30 protein-coding genes and 1 tRNA gene are annotated in these 24,906 nt (G+C 62.7%); 12 read left to right on the forward strand and 19 right to left on the reverse strand.

Annotated features, from left to right (window positions below; genetic code table 11):
- Genes AC4FS3_RS09420 through AC4FS3_RS09435 form a run of 4 tightly spaced genes read left to right on the forward strand, consistent with a single transcriptional unit; the run spans position 1 to position 4,387 of the window.
- Positions 1–1,431 (forward strand): NAD-dependent succinate-semialdehyde dehydrogenase, encoded by a 1,431-nt coding sequence (locus AC4FS3_RS09420; RefSeq protein ID WP_491020335.1) that lies wholly within the window; start codon positions 1–3, stop codon positions 1,429–1,431.
- Between the two features lie 43 nt (positions 1,432–1,474).
- Complete coding sequence (locus AC4FS3_RS09425) at positions 1,475–2,284, forward strand: HpcH/HpaI aldolase family protein (protein ID WP_491020336.1); 810 nt, start codon at positions 1,475–1,477, stop codon at positions 2,282–2,284.
- Entirely contained in the window at positions 2,284–3,258 is a 975-nt protein-coding gene (locus AC4FS3_RS09430; protein ID WP_491020337.1) for a hydroxyacid dehydrogenase, read from the forward strand. Before AC4FS3_RS09425 ends, AC4FS3_RS09430 begins: the two co-directional genes overlap by 1 nt.
- Positions 3,248–4,387, forward strand: coding sequence for a Gfo/Idh/MocA family protein (locus AC4FS3_RS09435; protein WP_491020338.1), 1,140 nt, complete (start codon positions 3,248–3,250; stop codon positions 4,385–4,387). Before AC4FS3_RS09430 ends, AC4FS3_RS09435 begins: the two co-directional genes overlap by 11 nt.
- Positions 4,388–4,403: 16 nt before the next feature.
- Here AC4FS3_RS09435 and AC4FS3_RS09440 read toward each other — a convergent pair whose 3' ends face one another.
- The 5 genes from AC4FS3_RS09440 to AC4FS3_RS09460 all read right to left on the reverse strand — a co-directional run bounded on the left by AC4FS3_RS09440 (position 4,404) and on the right by AC4FS3_RS09460 (position 10,278).
- The gene (locus AC4FS3_RS09440; RefSeq protein ID WP_491020339.1) at positions 4,404–5,762 is read right to left on the reverse strand and encodes a four-carbon acid sugar kinase family protein; all 1,359 of its coding nucleotides are present in this window, start codon (positions 5,760–5,762) and stop codon (positions 4,404–4,406) included.
- Positions 5,762–7,021, reverse strand: a complete 1,260-nt coding sequence (locus AC4FS3_RS09445) for a RuBisCO large subunit C-terminal-like domain-containing protein (RefSeq protein ID WP_491020340.1) — start codon at positions 7,019–7,021, stop codon at positions 5,762–5,764. Before AC4FS3_RS09445 ends, AC4FS3_RS09440 begins: the two co-directional genes overlap by 1 nt.
- Before the next feature lie 86 nt (positions 7,022–7,107).
- Positions 7,108–7,935 carry a phosphogluconate dehydrogenase C-terminal domain-containing protein gene (locus AC4FS3_RS09450; protein ID WP_491020341.1) on the reverse strand — a complete coding sequence of 276 codons (828 nt, stop codon included), beginning with the start codon at positions 7,933–7,935 and terminating at the stop codon, positions 7,108–7,110.
- 860 nt (positions 7,936–8,795) lie between these two features.
- Complete coding sequence (gene scpB / locus AC4FS3_RS09455) at positions 8,796–9,431, reverse strand: SMC-Scp complex subunit ScpB (RefSeq protein WP_491020342.1); 636 nt, start codon at positions 9,429–9,431, stop codon at positions 8,796–8,798.
- A 1-nt stretch (position 9,432) separates the two neighbouring features.
- Entirely contained in the window at positions 9,433–10,278 is an 846-nt protein-coding gene (locus AC4FS3_RS09460; protein WP_491020343.1) for a DUF1403 family protein, read from the reverse strand.
- Between the two features lie 702 nt (positions 10,279–10,980).
- On the opposite strand from AC4FS3_RS09460, the gene AC4FS3_RS09465 reads away from it, so the two are divergent.
- Together AC4FS3_RS09465 and AC4FS3_RS09470 are read left to right on the forward strand one after the other, a co-directional pair.
- On the forward strand, positions 10,981–12,009 hold the full coding sequence (locus tag AC4FS3_RS09465; protein ID WP_283179029.1) for a tyrosine-type recombinase/integrase: 1,029 nt from the start codon (positions 10,981–10,983) through the stop codon (positions 12,007–12,009).
- Between the two features lie 229 nt (positions 12,010–12,238).
- Positions 12,239–12,328 (forward strand) — tRNA-Ser (locus AC4FS3_RS09470).
- Positions 12,329–12,487: 159 nt separating this feature from the next.
- Here AC4FS3_RS09470 and AC4FS3_RS09475 read toward each other — a convergent pair.
- From AC4FS3_RS09475 to AC4FS3_RS09495, 5 genes are read right to left on the reverse strand one after another with little or no spacing between them, the layout of a single operon-like run.
- Entirely contained in the window at positions 12,488–12,769 is a 282-nt protein-coding gene (locus AC4FS3_RS09475) for a hypothetical protein (RefSeq protein ID WP_491020344.1), read from the reverse strand.
- The gene (locus AC4FS3_RS09480; RefSeq protein ID WP_491020345.1) at positions 12,766–12,960 is read right to left on the reverse strand and encodes a hypothetical protein; all 195 of its coding nucleotides are present in this window, start codon (positions 12,958–12,960) and stop codon (positions 12,766–12,768) included. Before AC4FS3_RS09480 ends, AC4FS3_RS09475 begins: the two co-directional genes overlap by 4 nt.
- Entirely contained in the window at positions 12,957–13,334 is a 378-nt protein-coding gene (locus AC4FS3_RS09485; protein WP_491020346.1) for a hypothetical protein, read from the reverse strand. Before AC4FS3_RS09485 ends, AC4FS3_RS09480 begins: the two co-directional genes overlap by 4 nt.
- Positions 13,331–13,603, reverse strand: a complete 273-nt coding sequence (locus AC4FS3_RS09490) for a helix-turn-helix domain-containing protein (RefSeq protein ID WP_491020347.1) — start codon at positions 13,601–13,603, stop codon at positions 13,331–13,333. Before AC4FS3_RS09490 ends, AC4FS3_RS09485 begins: the two co-directional genes overlap by 4 nt.
- Positions 13,600–13,782 carry a hypothetical protein gene (locus AC4FS3_RS09495; protein WP_491020348.1) on the reverse strand — a complete coding sequence of 61 codons (183 nt, stop codon included), beginning with the start codon at positions 13,780–13,782 and terminating at the stop codon, positions 13,600–13,602. Before AC4FS3_RS09495 ends, AC4FS3_RS09490 begins: the two co-directional genes overlap by 4 nt.
- An 800-nt stretch (positions 13,783–14,582) precedes the next feature.
- Between AC4FS3_RS09495 and AC4FS3_RS09500 the strand changes: the two genes are divergently transcribed.
- Positions 14,583–14,945, forward strand: coding sequence for a hypothetical protein (locus AC4FS3_RS09500; protein WP_491020349.1), 363 nt, complete (start codon positions 14,583–14,585; stop codon positions 14,943–14,945).
- Between the two features lie 250 nt (positions 14,946–15,195).
- Positions 15,196–15,417, forward strand: a complete 222-nt coding sequence (locus AC4FS3_RS09505) for a hypothetical protein (protein WP_491020350.1) — start codon at positions 15,196–15,198, stop codon at positions 15,415–15,417.
- An 891-nt stretch (positions 15,418–16,308) separates the two neighbouring features.
- On the opposite strand, the gene AC4FS3_RS09510 is transcribed toward AC4FS3_RS09505, so the two are convergent.
- Positions 16,309–16,509 (reverse strand): hypothetical protein, encoded by a 201-nt coding sequence (locus AC4FS3_RS09510; protein ID WP_491020351.1) that lies wholly within the window; start codon positions 16,507–16,509, stop codon positions 16,309–16,311.
- 3 nt (positions 16,510–16,512) lie between these two features.
- Positions 16,513–17,052, reverse strand: coding sequence for an N-acetylmuramoyl-L-alanine amidase (locus tag AC4FS3_RS09515; RefSeq protein ID WP_491020352.1), 540 nt, complete (start codon positions 17,050–17,052; stop codon positions 16,513–16,515).
- Positions 17,053–17,172: 120 nt separating this feature from the next.
- Between AC4FS3_RS09515 and AC4FS3_RS09520 the strand changes: the two genes are divergently transcribed.
- On the forward strand, positions 17,173–17,403 hold the full coding sequence (locus AC4FS3_RS09520; protein ID WP_491020353.1) for a hypothetical protein: 231 nt from the start codon (positions 17,173–17,175) through the stop codon (positions 17,401–17,403).
- A gap of 598 nt (positions 17,404–18,001) precedes the next feature.
- A complete protein-coding gene (locus AC4FS3_RS09525) occupies positions 18,002–18,382 on the forward strand; it encodes an Ig-like domain-containing protein (protein ID WP_491020354.1) in 381 nt (126 codons plus the stop codon).
- A gap of 31 nt (positions 18,383–18,413) precedes the next feature.
- Here the strand turns inward: AC4FS3_RS09525 and AC4FS3_RS09530 are convergent, their stop codons facing one another.
- Entirely contained in the window at positions 18,414–18,683 is a 270-nt protein-coding gene (locus AC4FS3_RS09530) for a hypothetical protein (RefSeq protein WP_491020355.1), read from the reverse strand.
- A gap of 61 nt (positions 18,684–18,744) precedes the next feature.
- Between AC4FS3_RS09530 and AC4FS3_RS09535 the strand changes: the two genes are divergently transcribed.
- Both AC4FS3_RS09535 and AC4FS3_RS09540 read left to right on the forward strand, forming a co-directional pair.
- Complete coding sequence (locus AC4FS3_RS09535; RefSeq protein ID WP_491020356.1) at positions 18,745–19,104, forward strand: hypothetical protein; 360 nt, start codon at positions 18,745–18,747, stop codon at positions 19,102–19,104.
- Positions 19,105–19,587: 483 nt separating this feature from the next.
- On the forward strand, positions 19,588–19,962 hold the full coding sequence (locus tag AC4FS3_RS09540; RefSeq protein ID WP_491020357.1) for a hypothetical protein: 375 nt from the start codon (positions 19,588–19,590) through the stop codon (positions 19,960–19,962).
- Here the strand turns inward: AC4FS3_RS09540 and AC4FS3_RS09545 are convergent, their stop codons facing one another.
- The 6 genes from AC4FS3_RS09545 to AC4FS3_RS09570 all read right to left on the reverse strand — a co-directional run bounded on the left by AC4FS3_RS09545 (position 19,963) and on the right by AC4FS3_RS09570 (position 24,905).
- Positions 19,963–20,286 carry a phage holin family protein gene (locus AC4FS3_RS09545; protein ID WP_491020358.1) on the reverse strand — a complete coding sequence of 108 codons (324 nt, stop codon included), beginning with the start codon at positions 20,284–20,286 and terminating at the stop codon, positions 19,963–19,965.
- A 626-nt stretch (positions 20,287–20,912) separates the two neighbouring features.
- Entirely contained in the window at positions 20,913–21,185 is a 273-nt protein-coding gene (locus AC4FS3_RS09550; RefSeq protein ID WP_491020359.1) for a hypothetical protein, read from the reverse strand.
- A 9-nt stretch (positions 21,186–21,194) separates the two neighbouring features.
- A complete protein-coding gene (locus AC4FS3_RS09555; RefSeq protein ID WP_491020360.1) occupies positions 21,195–22,160 on the reverse strand; it encodes a hypothetical protein in 966 nt (321 codons plus the stop codon).
- A 63-nt stretch (positions 22,161–22,223) separates the two neighbouring features.
- Positions 22,224–22,562, reverse strand: coding sequence for a tail fiber assembly protein (locus tag AC4FS3_RS09560; RefSeq protein ID WP_491020361.1), 339 nt, complete (start codon positions 22,560–22,562; stop codon positions 22,224–22,226).
- 5 nt (positions 22,563–22,567) lie between these two features.
- Complete coding sequence (locus AC4FS3_RS09565) at positions 22,568–23,119, reverse strand: hypothetical protein (protein ID WP_491020362.1); 552 nt, start codon at positions 23,117–23,119, stop codon at positions 22,568–22,570.
- 7 nt (positions 23,120–23,126) lie between these two features.
- Positions 23,127–24,905, reverse strand: coding sequence for a hypothetical protein (locus tag AC4FS3_RS09570; RefSeq protein ID WP_491020363.1), 1,779 nt, complete (start codon positions 24,903–24,905; stop codon positions 23,127–23,129).
- Position 24,906 lies beyond the last annotated feature (1 nt).

Consider the following 24,906-nt stretch of genomic DNA (forward strand, 5'->3'; position numbering starts at 1 on the left):
ATGTACGACAATTTCGGCCTGTTCACAGGTGGCGCCTGGATCCCCGGCGCCACAACGGGAGAGGTATACTCTCCGGTCTCCGGCGTCTCTCTTGGCGCGGTTGCTTTCGCCTCGGTCGCGCAGACTTGCGCGGCGCTGGATGCGGCGGCCCTGGCGCAGGGGCCGTTGCGTGCCATGGGCGGTTTCGGCCGTGCCGACGCGCTGCACCGGGCTGCCGATGAGATGATCCGCCGCACGGATGAAGGCGCGCGGATGATCTCGCTCGAGACCGGGAAGCCCATCGCCCAGGCAGGCCGGGAATGGGTGCTCGCCTGTGATCAGTTCCGCTGGTATGCCGAAGAGGCACGGCGGATTTATGGCCGCATCGTGGACAGCCGGGTGCCCGGCGGACGGTTCGAGATCAGCCACGAGCCGGTCGGCATCGTCGGCGCCTTCACCGCCTGGAACTTCCCTGCGGCGCTTCCGGCGCGCAAGCTGGCCCCTGCTCTGGCCGCCGGCTGCCCGGTGGTGCTGCGCCCGTCCTCACAGACCCCGGGTGTGGCCATGGTGATCGTCGATTGCCTGCGTGCAGCCGGCCTGCCGGATGGCGCGGTCTCCCTGGTGGTCGGGTCAACCGCCGACACCTATGCGCCGATCATGGCAGATAAACGGGTGCGCAAGGTATCGCTCACTGGCTCGACCCGGGTGGGTCAACAGATGATCCGCGACGCGGCGGAAACAGTGAAAAAGGTCTCGATGGAACTTGGCGGGAATGCGCCGCTGATCATCTTCGATGATGCCGATCTCGACGCCGCGCTAGATCTGTCAGTGGCGACCAAATACGCCAATGCGGGCCAGGTCTGCGTCACCGCCGACCGTTTCTTCGTGCATGAAAGCCTGCATGACGCTTTTGTCGAGGGTTTTGTCGCACGCGCCGCAAAGATCAGAGTGGGCGATGGTATGGACCCGGAAACCGGCATGGGCCCCCTGATCAATGCCGGGCGCCTTTCAGAAATCGAAACGATCGTCGCCGACGCGCTCACCGCAGGTGCAAGCCTGAAACTTGGCGGTCGCCGCCCCGCCCATCTGAACAAAGGCCATTTCTACGAGCCAACCGTGCTTACCGATGTGCGCGACGACATGCGCGTCTTTTCTGAGGAAAACTTCGGCCCCATCGCCGCGATCACCCGGTTCTCGGGCGAAGACGAGGTCATCGCGCGGGCAAATGCCTCCGATATGGGGCTTTCGGCCTATGCCTTCACCCGCTCGCCCGAGCGCGCGCGGCGCGTCACGGCTGCACTGAAATCCGGCATGGTCGGGATCAACAGCTTTGCCCTTGCAGCCTCCGAGGCGCCTTTCGGCGGTACCAACCATTCCGGCATGGGCCGCGAAGGCGGGGCCGAAGGGATCCGCGACTATCTCGACACAAAACTCGCCCAAATCCTGTTCTGACTAAACCCTGTTCTGGCCAGATCGCGCTTATAAAGGAACCGGCATGTTCACCAACCGGCTGAAACAACAGTGGTCCGAAGGGCGCGCCGCCATCAATGGCTGGCTTTCCATCGGCAACCCCTTCACCGCCGAGATCATGGCGGCGCAGGGCTATGACAGCATCACCATCGACGCGCAGCATGGCGCGCTGGACTATACGGCCGTGCTGCCAATGCTGCAGGCGATGCGGGCATCGGGGGTGACGCCGATGGTGCGCGTGCCCTGGCGCGAGCCGGGGGCGATCATGAAAGCGCTGGACGCCGGCGCCCAGGGCATTATTTGCCCGATGGTGAATTCCGCCGCCGAGGCCGCCGAATTCGTCAGCTACACGCGCTACCCGCCGCAGGGGCAGCGCAGCTATGGCCCGACCCGCGCGGCGGTGGCCTATGGTGGCTATGGGGCGGCCGCGAATGACCAGGTCCTCGCGCTCGCGATGATCGAGACGCAAGGCGGCGTCGACAATATTGAATCCATCGCCGCCACAACCGGCCTCGATGGCATCTATATCGGCCCCGCCGATCTGACGCTTGGCACCACCGGCACAAAGCACCCCATCGGCTTTGATCGCGAAGAGCCGGAGCTGATCGCGCTGATCCGGCACATCCTCGCGGTCTGCAAGGCGAACAACATCCGTGCCTGCCTGCATTGCGGCACCGCCGATTACGCCGCCCGTGCGATCGGCTGGGGTTTTGATCTCACCACAGTCGGCGGCGACTCGCGGCTGCTGGCAGCAGCGGCCTCGGCTTCGGTCGCGAAATGGCGTGATCTGACGGGTGCCGCCCCCGCCCCCATTGCCGCGAAAGGGGGCTATTGATGCCGCATCTCCTGATCGCCGGAAAGCTGCATCCTTCGGGCACCGCGCTGCTGGAGGTTCTGAAGACGAAGGGCTTCACCATCGACTATGTCGAAGAGGTATCCGAGCCCTCCTGCGCCGCGCTGATCCATAAGGCGGATGCGCTGGTGATCCGTACGCAGCCGCTCTCGGCGGCAACCATCGCCAAAGCAGAGCGGCTGAAAGTGGTCTCGCGCCATGGGGTCGGCTACGATTCCGTGGATCTTGCGGCGCTGAATGCGCGCGGGATCGCGCTGACCATCGTGGGCGATGTCAATTCGGTCTCGGTCGCGGAACATGCGATGATGCAGCTGCTCGCAGGCGCGAAACGCGTGCTCCTTGCTGACCGCGCTGTACGCGAGCCGTCCGAATGGAACTGGCGCAACCGGCTGGAAGCGCATGAGATTTCCGACAAGAACCTCCTGATCATCGGCTATGGCCGCACCGGCCAGCGGCTGGCGAAAATGGCGGCGGGGTTTGACATGAAGATCCGCGCCTATGACCCCTGGCTCTCGCGCAGTGGCTGGCCGAAGGGCCCGGTGGGCGAGGTCACCGACCTCGCAGAAGCACTGGCCTGGGCCGATTGCATCTCGGTCCATGTGCCGAAAGCCGACCGCCCGACCATTGGCGCCGAAGAGATCGCCCTGATGAAACCGGGCGTTGTTCTCGCCAATACCGCGCGCGGCGGCGTCGTCGATGAAGACGCGCTGACGGCGGCGCTGGTTTCGGGCCAGGTTGGTGCCGCCGGTCTGGATGTCTTTGCAGAAGAACCACCCGGCCGGCATATTCCGCTCTTTGACCTGCCCAATGCGGTTCTGTCGCCGCATATTGCCGGCCTCACCGCCGAATGCGCGGCGAGAATGGCGGTTGCCTCCATCGAGAACGCGGTCAATTTCCTTGCGGGCAGCATCGACCCGCAACTCATCGTCAACCGGGATGTCGCCAATGCCAGTTAATCAAATCACGGATAAACCCAAACTCCGGATCGGCCTGATCGGCACCGGCTTCATGGGCAAGGCCCATGTCTTCGGCTTCACCTCGGCGCCCAAGGTGTTCGAACTGCCCTATGACCTCGAGCTGCACACCGTGGCCGATGTGACGGTTGAAACAGCCACCCGCGCCGCGCGCGAACTCGGCTTCGCGCATTGGACAACCGACTGGCGCGACCTGATCAGCAATCCGGAAATCGACCTGATCTCGATCACCGCGCCGAACGCTTTGCATAAGGAAATGTCGCTGGCGGCGATTGCTGCCGGGAAACACGTCTACTGCGAGAAACCGCTGGCGCCGCTCGCCACAGACGCGCTGGAGATGACCCTCGCGGCGGAAAAAGCCGGGGTGAAAACCCAGGTCGGCTTCAACTATCTGTGCAACCCGATGCTGCGGCTGGCGCGCGACATGATCGCCGGCGGCGAGCTGGGCGAGATCCGGGGCTATCGCGGCCTTCATGCCGAGGATTACATGGCCGACCCGAACGGCCCCTGGACCTTCCGCCATGACCCGGCGGGGGGCGGCGCGCTTGCCGATATCGGCAGCCATGCCCTGGCGACAGCCGAATTCCTGCTCGGCCCGATCACCGATGTCATGGGTGACTGCATGACGCTGATCCCATCCCGCCCCGATGGCAAAGGTGGCACCCGCCGCGTCGAGGTCGATGATGTCGGCCGCGCCTTCCTGCGTTTCGCCAATGGCGCGCAGGGCTCGGTCGAGGGCAACTGGATCGCCACGGGCCGCAAGATGCAGCATGATTTCGAGGTTTACGGCACCAGAGGTGCGCTGTCCTTCAGCCAGGAACGCTTCAGCGAGCTGCATTTCTATGCGACCGGTGACGCCCCGGGCCGCCGGGGTTTCCGCCGGATTGAGGCCGCGCCGGATCACGCGCCTTACGGGCGGTTCTGCGTGGCACCAGGTCACCAGCTTGGCTTCAACGATCTGAAAGCCATCGAGGTCGAGGGCTATATCCGCGCCATCGCAGGCGAGGCGCCCGAGCCCTTCAACTTCCGCGCGGGCCTCAGGATCCAGACCCTGGTCGAGACGATCCAGCGCTCCTCTGCCGCGCGCGCATGGCTGAGCATCCCGGCCTGACCTTTGCCGGCGCGCGTCAGCTGCGCGCGCCGCCCCCCTCGCGGATCCAGCCGAAGTAATCCTCGCTGCCCATCTGGCCGCCTTTCAGCGCAATCTCCAGCCCGTCGAAATCGCCCGCCGCATGGGCGCGCGACAGCGAAGCGCCGGGAATGGTCGGCGCCAGCGCCTCAAGCGCGAAGATCCCCATCTGCCGCATGGCATGACCCGATGTATCGCCGCCCGAGATCACCACCCGTTTCAGCCTGGCCTCCCGCGTGAGACACGCGAGCAAGGCGCCCAGCGTCTCGCCAATCTGCTGGTTGAACACCGCCGGATCAGTGCCGGTTTCCGCCAGCGCCTGCGCCAGAGCGGCCACGCCCGGATCCTGTGGCCCCTCGGCGGTATGGACCAGCACATCCTCGCCCGCCGTTAGCGCGGCCAGGGCGGCTGCGCGCAACGGTGCCACCACATCCTCACCCCGGCACATCGCCGCCGCATCCAGCGCGAAAGTGGTGAAACCGTTCGCGCGCGCCCAGCCGATCTGTGCCGCCGTGGTCGGTGACACCGATCCCGAGACCACCATGACCGGCCCCTCAGCCCGCCCGCGACTGGCCGGCGGCTGCGGCAATACATGCTGGCCCGAGGCCACCAGATGCCGGATCACCGCATATTCCACGCCTTGCGAGCCGATTGCGAACAAAGGTTCATGTTCTGATGCCTGCCAGATCAGGCGACCGGCCTCGGCCTCAGATCCCGCATCCATCTCGTCCAAAGTCACCGCCCGCGCGCCTTTGGCCAGCAGCCGTGCAAGCGCCGCATCCGCGCCGCTTGCGTAATCTTCCAGCGTCAGGCAGCCGATCGCCACATTGGTCTGGCACGACAGATGCAGCGCGACATCGGCCTCATCCATCGGCGTCACCGGGTGATGTGCCATCACCGGATGCCGGTCGAGCCGATGCACCCCGGCGCCGACCCCGGCAAACAAATGCCCGAAAACCTGATACCGCCGCATCTGCGGCGCAGCGATCACCACCGGCACGAAAGCATTGTCAAAAAGCTCCAGCCCGATCTCAAGCGCGCATCCGATATTGCCGATATGCGGTGCGGAATCCAGGGTCGAGCAGACCTTGTAATGGATCACCCGCGCGCCCAGATCCGCCAGCGCCCGGAAGGCCCCGGGCAGGTTCGCCCGCATCCAGTCAGGGTTTTCGGTGCGCGAGGTCGAGGCGACGCCCACCCCCCGCAGCCCGGGAAAGCGGGCGAGCTGTTCTGCGGTCGGCGGTTCCAGAAACAGCACCGCCGGCAGGCCGCCAAAGGCCAGCGCCTCCATCGTGGCGGCGGCGCCGGTGAAATCATCACCATACCAGGCGAAATCGAGCGCGTATTCCTGCGGCATCATTTCTTCCCGAACTTCGCGAGCGAGGCCGCCAGTTCCGGATGGGTCAGCGCATGGGCCTCAAGCGCGATGTCTGACGCCGCCGCGTCCCAGGCCTGTCGGATGGCGCGCACACCGCCCGCAGCTCCCATCGGATGACCGTGGATGCCGCCACCGCCCAGATACATCAGATCCAGCGCGCCGCCGGTGCCCTGGAATGTCGCGGTCGCCTGACCGCCCCATTGCCCCGATCCGCAAACCGGCAGCGCGCGGTCCGAAGGCGAGAAAATCGGCTCGGCCATGTCAGCGAAGGACTGCAGGAAGCTCTCATCCGGTTCCCAGTACTTCGCGGCTATGCCGTTGATCTGAAACTGGTCAACACCGAGAAGCCGCCAGATCTTCTGATAGGGGCGAAAGGCCATGCCAATGCCCGGATGGCGTGTCATGAGATCCCAGCCATTCCGATGCGCATGCAGCGCCAGCTGCGCGCGCTTACGCAAAAACGTCATGCCGCCATAGCCGATGGAGTTGATATTGACGACCGCCGCCTGACCGCCATGCTTCACCACCACATCATGGCGGCGCAGCATTTCTTCCGGGTCAGCCGAAGACAGACCAAAGGCATAGACCACCTTTTTCCCGGTCTTCTGCGCATGATTATCAATCACCCGCATGATCGCGGCCACGCGGTCGTCAAAGGGCGAATAAGCGGGCGAGGTCAGCTTTTCATCATCCTTGATGAAATCGACGCCCGCCTCGCACAGCTCGCGCACCATGCCGGCAACCTCTTCGGGCAAAAGTCCGAGGGAGGGCTTGATGATTGAGGCAATGATCGGCGCCCTGGCCGGAAAATCGAGACCACAGAGCCGGTAAGACCCTTCGACCCCGAATTGCGGGCCGGGATGCGACGCATAGGCCTGGGGCAATTCGATATCCAGAAGCCGCGCGCCTGTCAGGCCACGCGTCGCATAAAGCGCATTGATGCCAATGGTTTGCAGCGAGGCGAAATCCGTGCCGATGCTTTCCAGCGGAAAGTCAATCACCACATTGGCGCGGCGGAACGGTCCGGGCGCATCTGCCGGCCAGGCCGGCACTGTTGCCGGTTCCAGTTCCGTCACCGAAACCACCCTTGCGGCGCAGCGCGCCTTCACACCCGCCGTCTCTCCCGGCAGATCGGTAAACGTTCCAGTCGACTGATCGGTCGCGATTTTCACCGCCATCCGCTCGGGGTCATCCGGCGTCTCGATCAGGTAGTGAAAGCGGATCTGGTCCTGGGCCATCGTCTTCCTCGCCCCTCCCCGGTCACGAGGTGCACCCGCCGCGCCGGGGGGAGGAGGAGGGGCGCGACAGGTGGTCTTTCACCTTTTCAGGTGATGCGGATGATCGAGGCCTTGATCTCCTCGAAATCAAAAACACGCTTCCAGTCGTCGCGCATCAGCACCGGCTTGCCGAATTCGATTGCCTTGTTGCAGGCATCAGAGAACTGTCCCGGAACCTCGTCAAAGATCACCGCGCCGAGGATGTTCATATGGCCAAGCAGGAAGTCGCGGGCACAGTCATAGGTGACGCCGGTCTTGATGACCTCATCCATCGCTTCGCGCATCACAACGAGCAGCGAAGCGCAGACGGTTTCCGACAAGCCCGGCTCCAGATAGGCCATCTGTTCAACCGTGACGCGGTGGCTGCGGGCAACCGGCGCGTAGATGGTTTTCGCGACTTTCTCGCCAAGCGCATAATGCTCTTCCGGCCCTTGCATCAGCGCATTCACCACGCCTTGTTGGGCTGCGATGCCGCCGAAATGGTCCTTGCGCCCTTCCGGCGTGGATTCGTCATTGAAAATCGGCGGGTGGCAGGGATGGGTCACGAAATAGGTGATATCGGCGCGCTCGGGCAGATGATCGGCAAAAGGCGCTGCAGCGTCCAGGCAAACCACCATCGTGCCCGGGTTCAGCTTCGGCACGATATCGCGGGCGACCGCGCCAATGGCGGTATCAGGCACCGCGAGCACCACGATTTCGGCGTTTTTGACTGCCTCGTCCGGGCCGACGCATTCAACACCATATGCGTCTTTCGCGCGCTGGCGACCGGCTTCCGAGACCTCGACATAGGTCACATCGAAATCGCCGGACAACAGGTTGCGCGTCAGGCGCATCCCCATTTTTCCACCGGCACCGAAAAGGGCCAATCTGGTCATCTTCTCTCTCCTCACACTCGACTGGTATGATGAGTGCGCCAGTCGATGCAAAAATACAAGAGGCCACGCGCCCCGATTTAAGAAACTGTGATCCAGATCCTGAGGGGCCGCATCAGCCGGGGAAGAAACCGGCTCGAGGCCCTCTCAATGAAATGCGATCCGGAGTGCCTGACCCCGGTGCCGCGTGACCACCAGCGCGACCTTGCGGCCGAAGCCATCCGGCAAGGGACCCCGAAATCCCGCCCCGCAGCGGAGCGGAGCGGCAAGCTGCATCTGCAGGAAATTCCCCTTTGTCCACGACAGGCTTGAGGCAATGCCATTGTTCACATCCTGGGCATCAAATCGCCCATGTCCCCAACCACATCGCGGCTGAGGATTTTTACTTCGCTGTCGTTTCCTCTGAAGCTTCCGATGAGGGAGACGGCAGAAGCCGGCGCTGAAACCGCCTCTTCCCACCGCGATTGTTGCAGCGATGCGTTCAGCGTCGCGAGGCTGTGAAACGGGAGGTCGCGAAGGCCCCTGCCCGAGACCTTCGCGGGCCAAAGACCCCCCTGGACCGCGCCATGCGGATCCCGGTCCGGTCCGAAGTTTCGACTTAAGTCTTCTGTCTGCCCGAGGTTTCCGTAGCCCGAGGCTCTTCTGGAAGCCGCGGATCATTGCCGGGAATGACAGAAACATATCGGGCGCAATCGACTGCGCTGTCGACAGAAGTGCAAAGGACAGACATAACCGAAAGGAACAATGCCGCTCAACAAGATCAGATCACAGAACCCGTTCTCACTCAGGGCGAGCAACGGCCCGGCCCGGGCAATCGGCGAAGCGCTGCATGGCTTTGATCCAAGGCGAGAGAGGCGGGCGGCTCAGTCCGTCTCTTCACCGGCGACCGGCAGATCCAGCGCCACATCGTTGCGGGGTTTAAGCAGCCCCGCATCCTCCAGGGCCTCAAGGTCGGGCAGATCGCGCAGCGTCTCCAGCCCGAATTGCGCCAGAAAGCCCGGCGTCGTGACATAGGTATAAGGCGCACCGGGCTCCGGGCTGCGCGGCCCGCGCGCGATCAGCGCCTGGCGATGCAGCCGGGCGATCAGGTCGCGGCTGACCTCGCGCCCGGTCAGGCGCGAAATCCCGCCGCGCGTCACCGGCTGCATATAGGCGATGATGGTCAGGACCAGCGCCTCATTGCGGGTCATGTCGCGGCTGGTCTCTTCGCCGCCACATGCCACCCGGATCGCCGCCGCATGTTGCGACCGCGTCCGGAACTGCCAGCCACCGGCAATCCGGGCGATCTCATAGGGGCGATCGCTCAGCTCGGTCGCAAGATCCCCGATCAGAAGATCGAGCGAGCAGTCCCGCCCGACCACCCGCGAAAGCATCTCGCGTGTCACCGGCCCGGATGCGGCAAAAAGCACCGCCTCGACCCGCGCCATCCATTCCCGCCAGCGCAGCGCCTGGGGCAAAGCCGCCAGTTCGGTATCCAGTGTCTCCTGCGGCTCCGCCATCTCAGAGCCCATACAGCCGGAAGCTTGACCGCCCGGTCAGCTCGCGCACCAGGCCCAGCGAAATGAGCCGGTCAAACAGCCGCCGCGCCGCGCGGTCGCTGGCCTCGGCCCCCGCCCTGGCAATCAGCGCATCCTCGCTCAAAAGCGCAGCGATGATCTGGCCAGTATCCTTTCCCGGACGCCGCAGCGTCGCCGAGCGCAGTGCATTTCCGCGCCGCAAAAGCTCGGCCCAGAGATCACAGGCGGCAATCGCTGCCTTCGCCCAGGCCCCGGCACAGGCGGCAAGCCAGGCCTCCCCCTCAAGCCGAAACGCCGCACGCGGCAGCTGTGTCGCCAGCAGCGGCACCGGACGCTCCCAGCCAAGCGCCCGCGCCAGCAGCGCATCTGCCAGCCAGAGCGCGAGGCCGCGACAGGCCGGCCCAAGCGTCAGAACCTCCCGCGCGGCAGCCGCGGCAAATCGCAAGGGCGGTGTGCGGCCGATAAACCTGGCGCCAGCATCTTGCAGGCCCCCCGCGACCAGAACAGGCGACAGATCGAAAAACCCCGGCAGCCGCACCGGCCATTCCGCCGACCGCAGCGCCCGCGCCTCGCCAAGAGCGCGCCAGCCCAGCAGCATCCGTCCCGCCGGGCCTGGATCATCCCCCGCACGCCGAAGGGCGAAAGCATCGCGCAACTGGGTCTCGCCTTCACGCCGTCCCTCAAACCCCGAAACCGCCGTCGCAGCCTCAAGGGCCAGCCGCTTGCGCCACAGCCCTCCGACCGGGTCGTCCGAGCGCGCTGCCACATCCAGGGCAGCAAGCGCCGCGCCGGCAGAAAACATCGCCGCTTCAATATCATCGCGACTCACAGCATGCCGGATCCAGCGCGGCAGCGCAGGCGGGCCTTGCACGGGGATAAAGGAGGGTTTCGGGGCACGCGACATGCCACAGCCTCGCATATATCGGCGGTTTACGCCAGTTCCCTGAAAACTAACCGCCGTACCTGTCGCATGGTAGCACCGGATGGAAACTGAGTGCGTTTTGCCCCGGACAGGCTTAGTTTGAAACCTCCCCGCAGCCTGGCCCTGCGATGCCTCTGCAGGTGCCTGCATCTCAGCACTGAAAAACCACGCTGAGCCCAGGGCTCAGACCACCTGACTGCCTCTGGCCATCGGTCCCCACGATATCTGATTACCTGTTTCTGACAATGGCATAGCGCATCATCACCCCATATCTGGCCCGTTTCTGCGAGTTGCCGACAATACCGCCTGTGCCTGAGCCGTTCCTTCGCGCAAGGGTGACAATATGCCCTCCCCGAAAGCAAATGCCTGTCGGCCCCCGGTGATAACCGGTATATCTGCAATTGACGCCGAAGGAGGCGCATCGTGTCAAAATCGTCGCGTCAAAAGCAGCGAGGGGCATCCCTGACAACCTGCGCGACCGGCCAATGGCCTTGAACTCCCGGCCCGAATGCCCCCAGATAGGGTAAAGCCGTTCTGAACCCTGCAAACAGCCCGAAATCCGTCCGCTGTCAGGCGAGACGGACAGCACCAGCGCCCTGAGGACCCCACGTGACGGACGAGGCCCCCTCCCCCGCCTTGCGCGACCACCAGCCGCTCGCTCTCCGCGATCTGGCAGAGCGCGCGCGCGGCTATGCCGAGGCCGCAAGCTCTGCCAATACCCGCAAGGCCTATGCCGCGGACTGGAAGCATTTTGCCGATTGGTGCCGGCGCGAGGGCCTGGATCCGATCGCGCCCGATCCGCAGATGGTTGGTCTTTACATCACCGCCTGCGCCAGCGGGACGAAATCTGTCGGCGGCCGGAAAAACGCGGTTTCGACCATCGAGCGGCGGCTGTCGGCGCTGGTCTGGGCCTATACGCAGCGCGGGCTGATGCTTGACCGGCGCGACCGCCATATCGCCACCGTTCTCGCCGGCATCCGCAACAGCCATGCCGAACCACCGCGCCAGAAAGAAGCGATCCTGCCCGAGGATCTGCTCGCCATGCTGGAAACCTGCAATCGGGCCACGCTTCGCGGGCTGCGCGACCGCGCCATGCTGCTGATCGGTTTTGCCGGTGGCCTCAGGCGGTCTGAAATCACCGGGCTCGATATGGGCCGTGACCAGACCAGCGACGGGCGTGGCTGGGTCGAGGTTCTGCCAGGTGGTCTCCTCCTCAGGCTGCGCGGCAAGACCGGATGGCGCGAGGTCGAGATCGGGCGCGGCTCTTCGCCCCTCACCTGCCCGGTCGAGGCGCTGGAACTGTGGCTGCGCCTTGCGCGGATTTCGCGGGGACCGCTTTTCCGCCGTATCACGGGCCAGGGCAAGGAACCGGGGCCGCTGCGGCTGAATGACCGCGAGATCGCCCGCCTTGTCAAACGGGCGGCCCAGGCCGCAGGATTGCGCGGCGACCGGCCCGAGGCCGAGCGACCCGCCCTCTTTTCCGGCCATAGCCTGCGCGCCGGCCTCGCCTCTTCTGCCGAAGTCGATGAGCGCCATGTGCAAAAGCAGCTCGGCCATGCCAGCGCCGAAATGACCCGCCGCTACCAGCGCCGGCGCGACAGGTTCAGAGTCAATCTGACCCAGGCCGCAGGGCTTTGACCCCTGCAGAATCGCTCCGTGGGGCGAAGAGGCCAGCCGGCGTTTCCGCCCGGCAGTTTCAGACCAAGTGCTGAATGCGATATAGTTTATCAGGGCGCCGGAGCAGTCCTGCCTATACCCGGACCTGGAAAGACTACTCACCCGTGTTGAACTTTCTGCATGGCGATGACTGCCGGAATGTAAACAGGGCTTGAAGCCGGTGAGCACCTGCGTATAGACACCCCGTGATGGACAGTTGGCCGAGTGGTCGAAGGCGCACGCCTGGAAAGTGTGTAGGCGGGGAACCGTCTCGAGGGTTCGAATCCCTCACTGTCCGCCATCCACCATTGAAATCATTGAATTTTTTGCAAGATTTCATATCTTACCCCACATAAATCCCACCATCGAAAATGCGACTGGTTGCAATGGCATTTTTGGGTTGTGGAGGGGTGTTTCGGGCAGATTCGCCCCCGACCGAAGCCGGGGGCTGGGCACTATTTTACCCTTTGAGCGTTCGGATATCGCTCAGGCTTCGGCTGAAACGGTGCGCTGTCTCTTGGAAGCGCCGGCCACCGTCCCGCAGCTGGACTGCCTGCCGCCGCCCCCGGGATATGGGCGGGCGCCTAGGGGTCTTCTCGCGAACCAATTCCATTTTGGAATGAGTTGCCTCGCTGTCTGCCTTCATGGCGACCACCCCGGGCGGGATGATCTGGACAGGGCAGCGCACCGGTACGCCATAGCGGGCGGCGACCTCGGCCCGGACCTTGTCGGAATAGGTCATGGGCCGGCCTCCGCATTTTTGGCGCCGTGAAGCATGTCGATCCCGGCATTCAGCCGGATCAACGCTGCCTCACACCCCGAGGCCAAGGCTCTCCGGTCGCCGCCGGGGTTGTAGCGGGTGGTCATTTCCAGAAGCTGGACCAGATCGCGCGCGCGGGTCAGTTCATCGAGAGCGTCGAGGATTTTGCTCACTCCGAGACCCCCACCAGCGCGCGGGCCTCGGCCCAGAACGGCGACGTATCGTAGTTCAGACAAGTGAAGTCGCCATGGCAGTGCGCGACCAGCGTCTTCGCCGCCATGTCCTGTGCGGTGGTGGGCGGGATCGCCATTATAGCATCCTCAACCTTATCCCGCTCCCGGAAGAACAGTCGCTCGACTGCGTCGTCTTCGCTCTCGCCGGAAGTCTCGTCGTGAACATATGTCCGAGCGGCATCGTTGATTTCTACGTACCTGCGATACAGGGCCATGATCGGCGTCTCGGACAGGGGCAGGGTGCAAGCGCCAGCCGGGATCGTGCAGCCCAGCACCACGGCAGGCGCGAGCGAGAGAATGTCGCGCCGCTTCATACCTCCCCCCTCCTGCGCTGCTCATTGACTACCGCGCTTCGGATGGTGCTGTGATCCCGGCCAAGAGCCATGCCGATCCTGGGATAGCTCATGCCGTGGCGGCGGGCGATGTAGCAGACCAGGGCGCGCAGCCTGAAGTCCTTCTGCTTACGGCTGGGCCCGAAGATCACCGCGGGCTTCACCCCGGCCTCTTTTGCCACCTGGCGGGCGATCTCGCGCACAGTCACGCGCTCCATGCGGAGCGATGCTTTGTCACCCTCGGTTATCATGCCGACACCCCCGTTTTGATCAGGCGCAGGGCGTGGCGGAGATAGCTGGCGGCCTCGGCGATCTCGCGGGAGCCCGGCTGCGGCGCGGTGATCGCGTCCAGCGCAAGGGCAATGTCGTCGTGCAACTGGTCACGGCGAACGGGCGGCAGATGGAACTGCCCCGTATCGTGCTTGGTCATGGTTCTTCTCACGGTTCGGGCTTCTCACGGCCCACGCCAGTGACAGACTGGCAGCCGGGGGGTGAGAACTTGCCGTGAGACAAGCTGAACGCTTTTAAGGTTTCCCTCTGGACAGCACGTTCAACCCCGGCCAATATAGCCAGAGCGAACGCCGCCAAGCGTTCGAATACTTTGCCGCTCTTCCCCGCCAAGGGAAGGCACCTCGCCAAAGGTGTAGCGGCTATCACGGTCCGGGTTCTCACGCCCACGGACACCATGCCCCCAGATTGCCCTCAGATCAAGTAAAACCCCCTCGCGGGACCCTTGCTCTTTGCTTAAGGCTCGGACTACCCGTAGTGTTGTTGCCTTAACTACAGAAAGTGCATTGCAGATGCGGATCAGGGTATTTGACGCCGACGACTTCGATCACGGTGGGCTTCATGACTTCGATAGTGACGTAATCCCCAACGTGGGAGACACGTTGTACTTTGCGTACGGGACCGGAGAGGGAACCTACATGGAGGTTACTTCGAGGTTGTTTAAGGTTCACGAAGGCGAACGCGGCGTTGAGGTCTTTCAGGTCGCCTTGGCCGCAAAGATTGTGACCGGCGATCAGGGTCTGGCGAGATACTGTCTTTAAGGGCCAATCTACCAAGGCTTCCTGCGTGAGCGAACCAAGAAACGAAAAGAGCCGCCCGCGGCATCCCGGGGCGGCTCTAAAGTGAGCGTGGACGATGGCTTGTCGGAAACCCTGCACCTCCGCTGGCGAATAGGTGAAGTGAAAATACAACTTTGACGAATCTCACGGGTATGTGATGCAGATGGCGCATATTCAGTTGGAGATCAAATTGCGCTCTATTTTTTTTGTATTGGCGGCGTCTTGCATTGCTGCGGGTTGTGCGAAGAAGCCAGATCAAATCGCGGCGGCTGATATAGGACCGAACCCGTATGGCGGTCAGTCATGCGCCTCACTCAATAAGCACCTGCTGACGCAGAAGCAGAATCTTGAAAACCTGAGTGCTGCCCAGCAGAGCGCGGCAAGTGGAGACGCGTGGGGGGTATTTCTCCTTGGGCTGCCCGTCTCCAGCATGTCTGGGAATGACAAAGAGGCAGCCATTTCATTGACCAAAGGTCACATCCAGAAAATTGAAGCTGAAAAGCTTGCGAAGAAGTGCGCAGCATAACTTAAAGCGGGTATAATACTATGAAAGCAACTGGTTACATTTCCATTGTGGCGTTGATCTTGGCTTGTCTCGCAACTAGCGCCAATGCCCACGGTGGCGGCTGTCGCAAGAGTTCTCCCCCTGGAAAGTGCTGCCACGCAGACAACAGCCAAGGTGGCAGGGTTCACTGCCACTGACTTGCGGGCCTCGCTTCGGCGGGGCCCTTTCCATTACACTTGCCCGAATCTGGTCCTCTCGTCAGGCTGGCACCATGGACAAAGAGCTTCGCATAATCGAACTTGAGCGAGAGGCTGCGGACACTCGCCGGGCTGCCGTGTCTATCATCATGGGCATGGCAGAGGGTATCGCGCCCACTGCCGAGGGCCGGGCGGATCTCGCCAAGGGCTTCCGTGAAGCAGCGGCCGAGGCAGATGCTGACCCCGCCACAGCGAGGCTGGCGCTCCTAGTAGCGATGGCACTGGAGCGGCGATGATGCGCATGCCGTTGCTCCTGGCCGCACTGATCGTCCTCTCAGGCTGCGGCCCGCTGGATTACTACAGCGGGCGCAACATGGGTTTCTATCACGCGGGGTGAGCGGCCCAGGCTGCAACTGGAGTCGATAATACGCCCAGGCCGCTCGGCGGGCACTTGGGTAACCGCCACGAGGGCACCCTCGCATAAGCACCGATCAGGTGTGCAAGGTCTGTCCGGCAGGGAGCGGATCAGCGCCGGGGGCCGGATAGCGCGCCTGACTGGATGTAGAATGATATTCTCTGGCGCTGGCGCATTCCCGCCTCCCCGGCGGGCTTCTTCATTCAGGACGTTCAGTGACCTGCTTCAAAAGCACAATGCGCTCAATCTCGTGAAGCATCTCTCCATAGCCTGCTTCGGGAAACTCATTGTTCAGCCGCCGGAACAGCCCATGCACAACACGGGCGGAACTGATGTGGTACCATCGCGCCCACCTTGGGCCACCCATCAGAAAGCGGTTTTCACCAGCGGTGTAGGCAACCCGGATTGATAAGGGCTGTGTCTCAGCTTGGGTAACTGGTGACTGGCACTCTGGAGGCATAATCAGATTATACCCCTATGTTCGGTGCAATGCCAGATACCGGGGCAGCCGTCAGCTGCTCCAGTTGGTCGCAATAATGACGCCCGCAAGAACGGCAGCTGACAGAAGCAGGATGATCCCCTGAATTCTCATTCTCCGGGCCCTTCTCTGGATTGAGGCGATTTCGGCAAGGAACAGGTTTACACGTCGATTGATCATTTCTCCGAGCTGGGGGTGGCCTGAGTCAGCGCCGCGGCGAAACCATGGCGAAACTGAGTCCTCGCGGGAACGTGCCGGCTCCGATCCACGGTTCCGGCACACTCCCGCCTGTTCTTACTTGACGCCCCACCGGGCGAACACAGTACCAGACAGCCCCACGGCGCCTGCGACGGCCCCGATCAGCGCCGGCAGATCCAGCGACAGGACATGACTGGTCGCGTTATAGCTGACGCCCCAACCAGAAATCAGCCCCACCGCTGTAGCGATGAGGGGCGACAGGATGTAGATCACCATCCGGACAATGACGTTGTTCATGGGTCAGGCTCCTTTGAGATAGGCCGTGCAGGCCTCATGGATGGCGTGGGCAAGCGCCGTGAAGTTGCGATCAGCAGCGGCGCAGTCGCCCGCGTTGCTGCCGAAATACGGCTCGATCAGGATGGCAGGCGGCTTGCCGGTCCAGAGCGAGGCCCCGCCCCGTCCGTTCTTCGCGATGACCTTCACGCCGCGATCGCGCAGCCCGAGAGCGCGGACCATGCCGGCTTGGACACCGCGCGCGAGGCGGGCGCTGTTCGTGGTGCCGCTGGTCAGGGTTTCGGTGCCGGTGGCGCTGGCGGCTTCGGCGCTGTTGAAATGCAGCTCGACCGAGGCCGCGGCACCCAGCCGGTCAACCTCTGCATAGGCGCGGCTGATCTCGCCGGTGCCGTGCGTTCGGCGCACGATCACATAGCGCGCCGGGTCCAGATCCCGGATCGCCACCGCGAGGTCGCTGTTGATGTCATATTCGGTGCGCTTGTCCGTCACGCGGACAGCCCCCTGCGACCGGGCGTTATGCCCGATCACCAGAGCGATTTTGCTCATGTCGTTCTCCATGATGCGAAAAGCCCGGCGCTGCGGGCGAGCGGGTCGGATTGAAATTTCCGGAATGCGCCCCATATGCGGGGCATGTTCGCGATACCCTTCCACAAGCGGCTGAGAGACATGAGGGACCGGACGATCCGCCATCCGGATTACCGGACGGTTTATGCTCACGCGCTGATGGTGGCGCACATGTCAGGCCGGCTGATCGCAGACGACCACCCAGGATGGGCGAGGATCGAGGAGGCAGTGCAAGCCGCACGCGCCGGGGATCTGTCGGCGCTGGACATCATCGAGCGTGAGATCGGCCGGATGATGGGAGACGGGGTCAAGCCGCCTGCCGTCCAGGAATGATCTCCCTGCCCGCCTGGCTCACCCCTTCCGGCTGGCCCACCGCTCCACCATAGCCCCAGCACCACGCGGGCCGAGATAGGACAGGACCGCGATCAGCCCGACCGTGACCTCGCGCGACAGGCCCATGTAGAGGCGGCCATAAGGCGGATTGTGGCCTGAATGTGAAAAGTCACGGGATCCGGATGCAATCGCCTAAATCTCGCCACAGTCTGACTATTATTGGTTTCGTGAGACAGCCTTTTTTAGCCCTAAAGGTTGTCTCGGCTCACCCTCTGGCGGCTCAGGCAGGGGGTGAGCCACTTACGGCCTCGGCTGGAGCTTCTCCAACTGCGCCATGATCCGGCTGATCCAGCTCTGGAACGCGCGCAGTTGGCTGAACGGAGTTACCTGAGCAATCTCAACCACCCTGATCGGTGCTTCCTGCCGCCCCTTGCGACCGGGCTTTACGCCCGAAAACCCGAGCGATCTTGCTCATGACGTTCTCCATGATGGTGAGTTTTCGAATCGTCTTGCCGGAAGTCGGATTTCTGGCAGGCTGAGATCGGCGGCCCTTTTTGGCCGGACCGCACCGATCGATACTTCTCAAGAGGATTTGGAAATGATCCGCAGAACAGTATTCACGATGATCGCCACAATCGCCGCAATGAGTGCCTCGGCAGCATTCGCAGAGTGCACCGGCAGCAACGGACGGGGCTGGGGCAAGGGCAAGGGAAACGGCGCGTTCCAGATGTCCGCATCAGATAAGAACTGCCTGATCAGTTATCCCGGCTTTATCTACGAACAGGAAAACAGGCGCGTCCCGGCGACGGAAGTCAAACTTACCCGCGCCCCGAAGTCCGGCACGATCTCCCTGTCGAAGCAGGGCATCATCTACACACCGGCAGCAGGTTTCAAAGGCAAGGATAAGTTCTGCACAAAGAATACTGCCGAAGGGGAGAAGGGGACGTTGGCCGGCTGCGTCACGGTCACCGTGAAGTAGACAAGGCGCTCGGCACAAGAAATGCCGGGGGTCACCACCTCCATCTTTCCCACCTTTCTACCGTCGCGCGGGCCCCACGCCGGACGAGATAGGCCTCTGCCCGCTCGCCCTCCCAAGGTGCGACGAACACTGCGGCGGCCGCCAGCACGGCAGCGAGGCTGGTGCCGGAAGACTTCGGGCGCGCACGGAAAAGCGCACCGATCCGGGCCAGAAGCCCGGCCAGGAACTGGATCATGTTGATCTTCATGATGAATGTGAAAAAGCCCGGCGTTTTGGCAAGGCTTGAGAAGCCATCACCCAAATGGGTGATTTCCGATAAGTGAATGCCAGCTAGATCGAACTATCTTTCGATGGAGGCTTATATGAAGATAGTTACTACTCTAATGGCAGCGGCTACCATGGCGATGACCCCTGTTTGGGCCTTTGCGGGCGACTGGAGCGGCTGGTCATTGGCAGACGGAAACCTGAGCGCGGTGCACTTGCATTATCGCTATCGCTACAACAATAGCGGCGATACTGAAATACAATGGAAAATCACCAACAAATCGAATGACCGTATTGATGCATCTGTTCGCAACAAGGTCTACACGTACGGCAACGGTGACACGACAAGTGCATCAAATGAAGGATCCATCATTTCTCCTTGGTCACATGAAACCTTTATGCCTGACCATATCAAAGGAGAAGTTCGTCGGTTTGAAGCCGAGGTTTCTTACCGCTAAAATTCGATGACATTGCAAATAGACGAGCCCAAAACTGTCTGCCGAGCAATATGTGTCAGAGGGTCACTTGGTGTCTGCCTGATATCAAGTGACCAATTTTTTGGCCGGCCCATTGTTTCACGATCGCCCCGGCACCACGCGGCCCCAGATAGGACAGGACCGCGATCAGCCCGAGCGTGACGTCACGTGACAGGCATTGGGTGCCGTCCGCTCGTCTGGAACATTTCTTCCATTGAGGCGTTAACCCGTTGTACGCTGACCCAGGGCGGAAAAATGAACATCGTTCGCTTTTACGCCGTGTGCTGCGCCGCATCTCTCGTTGTGGCAGCCACAGCTTTTTCGTTCGCAATGCGAGTTTTTTAATCTGTTCGCAAGCCGGATGAAATAATCGGCTGTCCGCCACAGTCTGAACACAATGAGTAAGCGATACTAACATCCATAGTTGGTTACCGAGTCTTAAGCAAAACCTAAGAGGAGGATACCATGCTTATCATTTCACTCGCCGCCGCGACTCTGACTGGTGCTTTTGGAGCGGCAATCGCCTATGGCCTTGGTTTTGACATTCTGGGCATTGTCGTTGCCTACGCAATCATAGGACAAGGCACTTTCGCTGTCTTCATCACGACGACGGCACCTCCCTCACCCGAAGACCGGCCAGACTTCCAGAGACAAATCGAACTCGACAAGTATGCGCTGCGTGAAGCCAGAAATTCTGGCTCCCCTTTCAATGAAAAATTAGGTTTCATCCGAAAGAGAGCCGTGACGGAGCGGAGAAGCAATTGCGTGCCACGACCCATAGTTCGCCCGGCGCCTGCTGCCTCTGTTGTAACCTTTCGGGTTACTCCCCGATCCCGCTGATTAAGCCTTCCCCCGTCGTAGCCAACGGTCCACCACATCACGAAGGCCGCGCGGGCCGAGATATGCCACCACAGCGACCACGCCGGTTGTGACGGGCTGCGGGAGGCCAGCGGCCATTGCTCCTGCCTCTGCCACCACGGCCATGGTGACAGCAATCGGTAGCTCAAGGAACAGATGTGGCCCTATCCATGGGCGACGACCTGCCGTGGCCTCCTGCCCGTGCCAGACAAGCCGGCCTAGCGTTGCCACGACAAGCGTGGTCGCGCCACCGCCCAAAAAGGCCTGCATCCAGCCGATCAGGCCAGTGGGTTGAGGATCAGTCAAAGGCGCCTCCAGGCATAGGAATAACGGTTGATGTGGCTGAGGCTTCCCGCCACATTGGAAGTGGTCTCTCTGGCAATGAAGCGGAGATCAGCCCTACTGCTCCCCGCACACAGCGGGGAGCTTTTTCGTTCTGAGATTCACCAGAGGATTGTATCTGGAATAGGTCACGCCATCCGGGCCTGGGACGCGGCAGACCGGCGGTCCTGTGAAGCCCCCCAAACTGAGCCGCCGCCGGTCACTGCACCCTCTGCGCTACGGGATTTCACGAATATCCGGGAAGGATCGGATGGCTCATACTGAGCCTGTCGGCAGTCGACTCATTGTCCTGCCGCGCCGCCCCGGCTCGCCCTGACCGGCCGGGGTGCTGCGAAAAGGCGGGAGTGGCACCCAGCCCCTCCCGCCGCTTATCTTTTCAGCGAGACCATTGCCTCCTGCGCGTCAGAGGATTGCGGCGATCAGGGCCGCCCATAGCCCGCCCCTGGCCAGAGCAGCTGGCGCGAGCCACCAGCCTCTCATGACTCGGGCCAGGTAACTGCCTCGACCGGAGTGCGCCCGACAGCCGAGAATACGAAGGGGGCGAGCATGAGATTTCTCCATAGGAAAGGGCGCGACAGTGGCGGTGTGCGTCAGGTCGGCAGGTCAATGGGCCCATCGCCTGTCCTGATCCGATCCGGGAAGCGCGCTTCCTCTGATGCCTCCGGGCCAATCAGAAAGAGCACAGTGACACACCACTCTCCCTCGACCAGATCCGGCGCTGTGGCGATCAGATCATGTGACGCGGCGTCATGATCATAGCCGGCCAGATCCACCGGATCGTCGTTGATGGTCAGGACGGTGCCGGAGACGGACAGGCTGAGCGGGGGCCAGTCGGCCCGGATCGGCGAAAGATTGATAATCATGTGCCCCCCTCAGAGCCAGCGGCCGGTTGCTGTCAGATAGATCCCGACCGAATTTCCAGAGACCAGCGACGGGGCGCCGGATCGGGTCCACCATTGCGGCACAGCCTGGATATTGGTCACATTGCCAATCGCCACCTGTCCATCACCACGGACCAGCCCCGCCGGCATCCCCGACCATGCAGACGCATCGAATGAGCCGGTGACAGACGGCACGCTGCCGGACAGGAACGATGCCGGGAATGTCCATGCGGCGCCGAGATAGCTCGCAGCCGCGAATGGCAGGGTCATATATCTGGTGCAGATCTGCGTCCCGTCAGCAAAGCGCACATACTCTCCATTGGCATTGCTGTTGCGCTGTGGGGTGCCGCTGGATACCCGCAGCCAGTTGCCGGCATGGACGGTTGTGGAGGGGGAGTTGACCAGCGCCACCAGTCGGTCGCCGACCTGGAAGGTCTGGCCGCCCCGCGATCCGGAGGCGGTGACCAGCCAAACCATACCGGCTGTAACGCCCGCGCCGCCGGGGAACACACTGGCCGGCGACCAGAGGCCGCGATATCCGCCCCCGGCAACGACCGCCTCCCAGATCACGCGAGGCACGGTCTCATACCAGCCGGGAGACAGGCCAGCCGGATTGGCGAGCAGTGCCGGCAGTGTGTAACTGGAGGCACTGCCCACCTGGATTTGACCAAAGCTCTGGCGCATGCGGATGGACCCCACCCCACGATCCGGCTGCGCCCATTCCACCTCGACCAGATAGACCGTGCCGCGCGATCCGGATGTGTTGCGCCAGAGCCTGGCGCCGGCAGGGAGCGAGCCATCCGGCAGTAGCGTATAGCTGGTCTGAGAGCCGGGCGGGATCGTATCGCTCCCCTCGGTATCGAAACCGATAAGGGTAAAGATGATCCTTGCCGCTTTCGGGGCTGCATCATCAGGGAGCGGAACCCGTCCGGTAATCGTGCTGGTGGTCAAAGCCATGGCATATCCACGTAAAAAAGCCCGCGCGCGGCGGGGTGTGTCAGGTCGGATTGTGCGAAAGGGTCAGCCCTGCGGGGCCTCGGGCCAGACGGGGGCCAGTGGGTCGGTCGTCACGTCAGGCAGGTCACGCAGGGCCTGCCGGTATGCCAGCCATGCATCGCGCGCGGCTGGCGCCTGGGGGAAGTCCGCGAGATTGCGAGGATCGAGGTCAGACATCCGCAGCAGCCGGTCACGCTCGGCGCGAAGATCAGCCCAGGCGTCTGCCGCCACATACTGAGCAGGATCAGACCCGACGAATTCGGCCCATCGGGGATGGCCAGCCTCGACCACGGTCACATGATTGCCCTCGGAGATGTTGCCGAGGGTCTGTTCCGGGTTCATCCATAGATATTTCAAAGGCATCTCTCTCACGATCCCCGCGTCATGTTCACCAGATCCGCCGCTGCGATTTTGTCCAGCACCCACAAATCGCCGCCAGAGGTGGAAAAGGTCGCGTTTGAGGTATCAATAGGATTGACGGCGGTTCCCACTCTAACTGCACGTATTTCAACCTGGTCCAGCGGCTGAAACGGAATGTCTGCCGACAGGGTAATCCCGGCGTTGGTGATCCCGCCCAGTTCGGCGACAATGGTGCTGACCCCGCCTCGCACCCGCACAAATCGCGCGCGAGCAGTTTCAAAATTGGCCCCCGTCCAGAAGGTGGCCCGCCCCCGTAGTGTTCCGGAATTCAAGAGGGTGACGGACAATACCAGTTCCAGATTAGACACAGGCGCAAGGCGGTGAACTTTGGCCACGTCGCCTGCCGCAACAACGGCCAGCGCACGGAACTCAAGGCCCGGCGCACCCGGGGCGCCTTCGAACATGGCGAGGGGGTTTTCAAAGGCAGCTGCTGCCTTTTCGTCAGTCCATGCTTTCCCGGCCACAAGCTGCGCCCATGGGGGATTTGTCCAGTCAGCCATTTGTCACCTATTGAAGCAGATAAGGCTCATCGCCATTCGGCATCCGGCCCGTGCTTTCCAGCGCCAGCCAGCAGCCATTCGCGCGCTGCGCCTCGGTAGCGGCGTCATAGTCCGGCGTTCCGGCAGCCATGATCCGGGCGAAGAGTCCAACGAACCGATAGGATTGCAGCTTGAGCCGGAGCCTGTGACCCGGTTTCGTGTCATCCACGGCAATCGCCTGCCAGCGCGTTGAAATCGGCTGGCCCTCGGTCGTCACCATCGCGCCAGTGGTGACATCGAACACGTCACCGTTGTTGACTGCCCGGCGCTGGCCGCCATCATGGGAATCCAGGTCCAGCGTCAGGTATTGCGGGATCAGGCGGTAGCGCAGCAGGAGCCGGGCTGCGAGGCGCAGAGCATCCGTCTCCCGCGTCACCCAATCTGCGAACACCGTCAGCGTCCGGGCTGCGCCAGTTGCGGCCTCGCTCTCGACATAGCCGTCGATGTTCAGTCGCAGCAGCCGGTAGTTCTCTGGCTTGCCCTGATTGAACGGGCTGCGGCTGTCGAAATAGATCGCGACCCGAGAAATCTGCGCCGCCGCATCATCCGTGACGGACGCTGAGCCCTCCACGATGGAGGCGTTGTCGCTGATCTTGACCGGCGTCCTGTCGGGCGGCCGGTTGGCCAGCAGCGGGATCTTCTGCTGCCGTTCGTCCCACCACAGCGAGAATCCGCCTTGCTGGCACAGCTCGCCAAGGATTTCGCCGACTCCCCTCGGCGGCGTGCAGGTGCGTGCCCCCTTCTGGGTGGTCATGTAGTTGTGGCCTTCTTCCTGCCACTGATCGTCACTGCGATAGCCCGCCGGGATCGGCGTATGATTGTCGATCAGATCAGCCGCGATGCCCCAGTGTTGCAGGTTTTCGTACCGCCCCACCCGCGAGATTGCATCCTCGACCCGATGCTCTTCTGCCGCGCTGGTCAGCACGCCGCGCACCACGCCGTAAAGCGTCCGGTAGCCATCGCCGTCCAGCGTGTGGCCTGAATACTGAATGATCTCCGACCCGATCCGGATAAACTTCCGCGCCCCGGTATTGCCGCAGGCCTTGTCCAGATCGGCGGCATGGGCCGAGACGCGGAGGGTCGTGGTGACCAGATCCATGTCATTGACCAGCTGCGCGCTGATCTCGGGCGGAAACTTCGACTCCTTCGCCTCGGCCAGTCTCAGCGGATCCGCGATCCTGATCGTTACCTTGCCATTTGACGGGCCGGAAATGCTCTCCACGATGTAATCGCGGCGTTGCATCTGGGCGAGGGTCTGGCCGTGATAGCCATCCCAGACCGAGATCAGCGCGCCATTGTAAAAAGCATTGCGCGCGCGCCAGAGCGACCAGAACGGCGCATCCCGGCGATTGGAGCGCAGATCGCGGTAGAAATCCCCCACGTGGTCGTCAAAGGGCCGATCTGCGAGGGTGATGCTGCCACCAGAACCCACACCCAGAGGCGAGACGCCTGACCGCTGCGCGCCGACGTTGATCTCGCTGGACGCGGTGGAGACACTTTCCAGCAGCGGCAGGGCGTTGGTCTGGATATGCTCGCCGTCCCGCTCGTAAAGCGGCATGATGGCAGCGCCGGGCTTGCAGAACATCCACCGGATGGAGCCGAGCGTGTTGATATGATCCTGATCGCCGCAGCTGCCCCATGTCTGAAAGCAGAGCGGGCCGCCGGATGCCCGGCAGGGTGAGACGCCGTAGCGCAGGCTACACCGCTTCTGGTGCAGGCCGACATACTGGACTGGCCGGCGGGTCATG

The organism is Pseudogemmobacter sp. TB195, from assembly GCF_058313095.1.

Excerpts from the sequence above, each read along its gene's own strand:
- AC4FS3_RS09420 (WP_491020335.1), top strand. The coding sequence starts at position 1 with ATGTACGACAATTTCGGCCTGTTCACAGGTGGCGCCTGGATCCCCGGC.
- AC4FS3_RS09425 (WP_491020336.1), top strand. The coding sequence starts at position 1,475 with ATGTTCACCAACCGGCTGAAACAACAGTGGTCCGAAGGGCGCGCCGCC.
- AC4FS3_RS09430 (WP_491020337.1), top strand. The coding sequence starts at position 2,284 with ATGCCGCATCTCCTGATCGCCGGAAAGCTGCATCCTTCGGGCACCGCG.
- AC4FS3_RS09435 (WP_491020338.1), top strand. The coding sequence starts at position 3,248 with ATGCCAGTTAATCAAATCACGGATAAACCCAAACTCCGGATCGGCCTG.
- AC4FS3_RS09440 (WP_491020339.1), bottom strand. The coding sequence starts at position 5,762 with ATGCCGCAGGAATACGCGCTCGATTTCGCCTGGTATGGTGATGATTTC.
- AC4FS3_RS09445 (WP_491020340.1), bottom strand. The coding sequence starts at position 7,021 with ATGGCCCAGGACCAGATCCGCTTTCACTACCTGATCGAGACGCCGGAT.
- AC4FS3_RS09450 (WP_491020341.1), bottom strand. The coding sequence starts at position 7,935 with ATGACCAGATTGGCCCTTTTCGGTGCCGGTGGAAAAATGGGGATGCGC.
- scpB (WP_491020342.1), bottom strand. The coding sequence starts at position 9,431 with ATGGCGGAGCCGCAGGAGACACTGGATACCGAACTGGCGGCTTTGCCC.
- AC4FS3_RS09475 (WP_491020344.1), bottom strand. The coding sequence starts at position 12,769 with ATGACCTATTCCGACAAGGTCCGGGCCGAGGTCGCCGCCCGCTATGGC.
- AC4FS3_RS09485 (WP_491020346.1), bottom strand. The coding sequence starts at position 13,334 with ATGAAGCGGCGCGACATTCTCTCGCTCGCGCCTGCCGTGGTGCTGGGC.
- AC4FS3_RS09490 (WP_491020347.1), bottom strand. The coding sequence starts at position 13,603 with ATGATAACCGAGGGTGACAAAGCATCGCTCCGCATGGAGCGCGTGACT.
- AC4FS3_RS09495 (WP_491020348.1), bottom strand. The coding sequence starts at position 13,782 with ATGACCAAGCACGATACGGGGCAGTTCCATCTGCCGCCCGTTCGCCGT.
- AC4FS3_RS09500 (WP_491020349.1), top strand. The coding sequence starts at position 14,583 with ATGGCGCATATTCAGTTGGAGATCAAATTGCGCTCTATTTTTTTTGTA.
- AC4FS3_RS09505 (WP_491020350.1), top strand. The coding sequence starts at position 15,196 with ATGGACAAAGAGCTTCGCATAATCGAACTTGAGCGAGAGGCTGCGGAC.
- AC4FS3_RS09510 (WP_491020351.1), bottom strand. The coding sequence starts at position 16,509 with ATGAACAACGTCATTGTCCGGATGGTGATCTACATCCTGTCGCCCCTC.
- AC4FS3_RS09515 (WP_491020352.1), bottom strand. The coding sequence starts at position 17,052 with ATGAGCAAAATCGCTCTGGTGATCGGGCATAACGCCCGGTCGCAGGGG.
- AC4FS3_RS09520 (WP_491020353.1), top strand. The coding sequence starts at position 17,173 with ATGAGGGACCGGACGATCCGCCATCCGGATTACCGGACGGTTTATGCT.
- AC4FS3_RS09525 (WP_491020354.1), top strand. The coding sequence starts at position 18,002 with ATGATCCGCAGAACAGTATTCACGATGATCGCCACAATCGCCGCAATG.
- AC4FS3_RS09535 (WP_491020356.1), top strand. The coding sequence starts at position 18,745 with ATGAAGATAGTTACTACTCTAATGGCAGCGGCTACCATGGCGATGACC.
- AC4FS3_RS09540 (WP_491020357.1), top strand. The coding sequence starts at position 19,588 with ATGCTTATCATTTCACTCGCCGCCGCGACTCTGACTGGTGCTTTTGGA.
- AC4FS3_RS09550 (WP_491020359.1), bottom strand. The coding sequence starts at position 21,185 with ATGATTATCAATCTTTCGCCGATCCGGGCCGACTGGCCCCCGCTCAGC.
- AC4FS3_RS09555 (WP_491020360.1), bottom strand. The coding sequence starts at position 22,160 with ATGGCTTTGACCACCAGCACGATTACCGGACGGGTTCCGCTCCCTGAT.
- AC4FS3_RS09560 (WP_491020361.1), bottom strand. The coding sequence starts at position 22,562 with ATGCCTTTGAAATATCTATGGATGAACCCGGAACAGACCCTCGGCAAC.
- AC4FS3_RS09565 (WP_491020362.1), bottom strand. The coding sequence starts at position 23,119 with ATGGCTGACTGGACAAATCCCCCATGGGCGCAGCTTGTGGCCGGGAAA.
- AC4FS3_RS09570 (WP_491020363.1), bottom strand. The coding sequence starts at position 24,905 with ATGACCCGCCGGCCAGTCCAGTATGTCGGCCTGCACCAGAAGCGGTGT.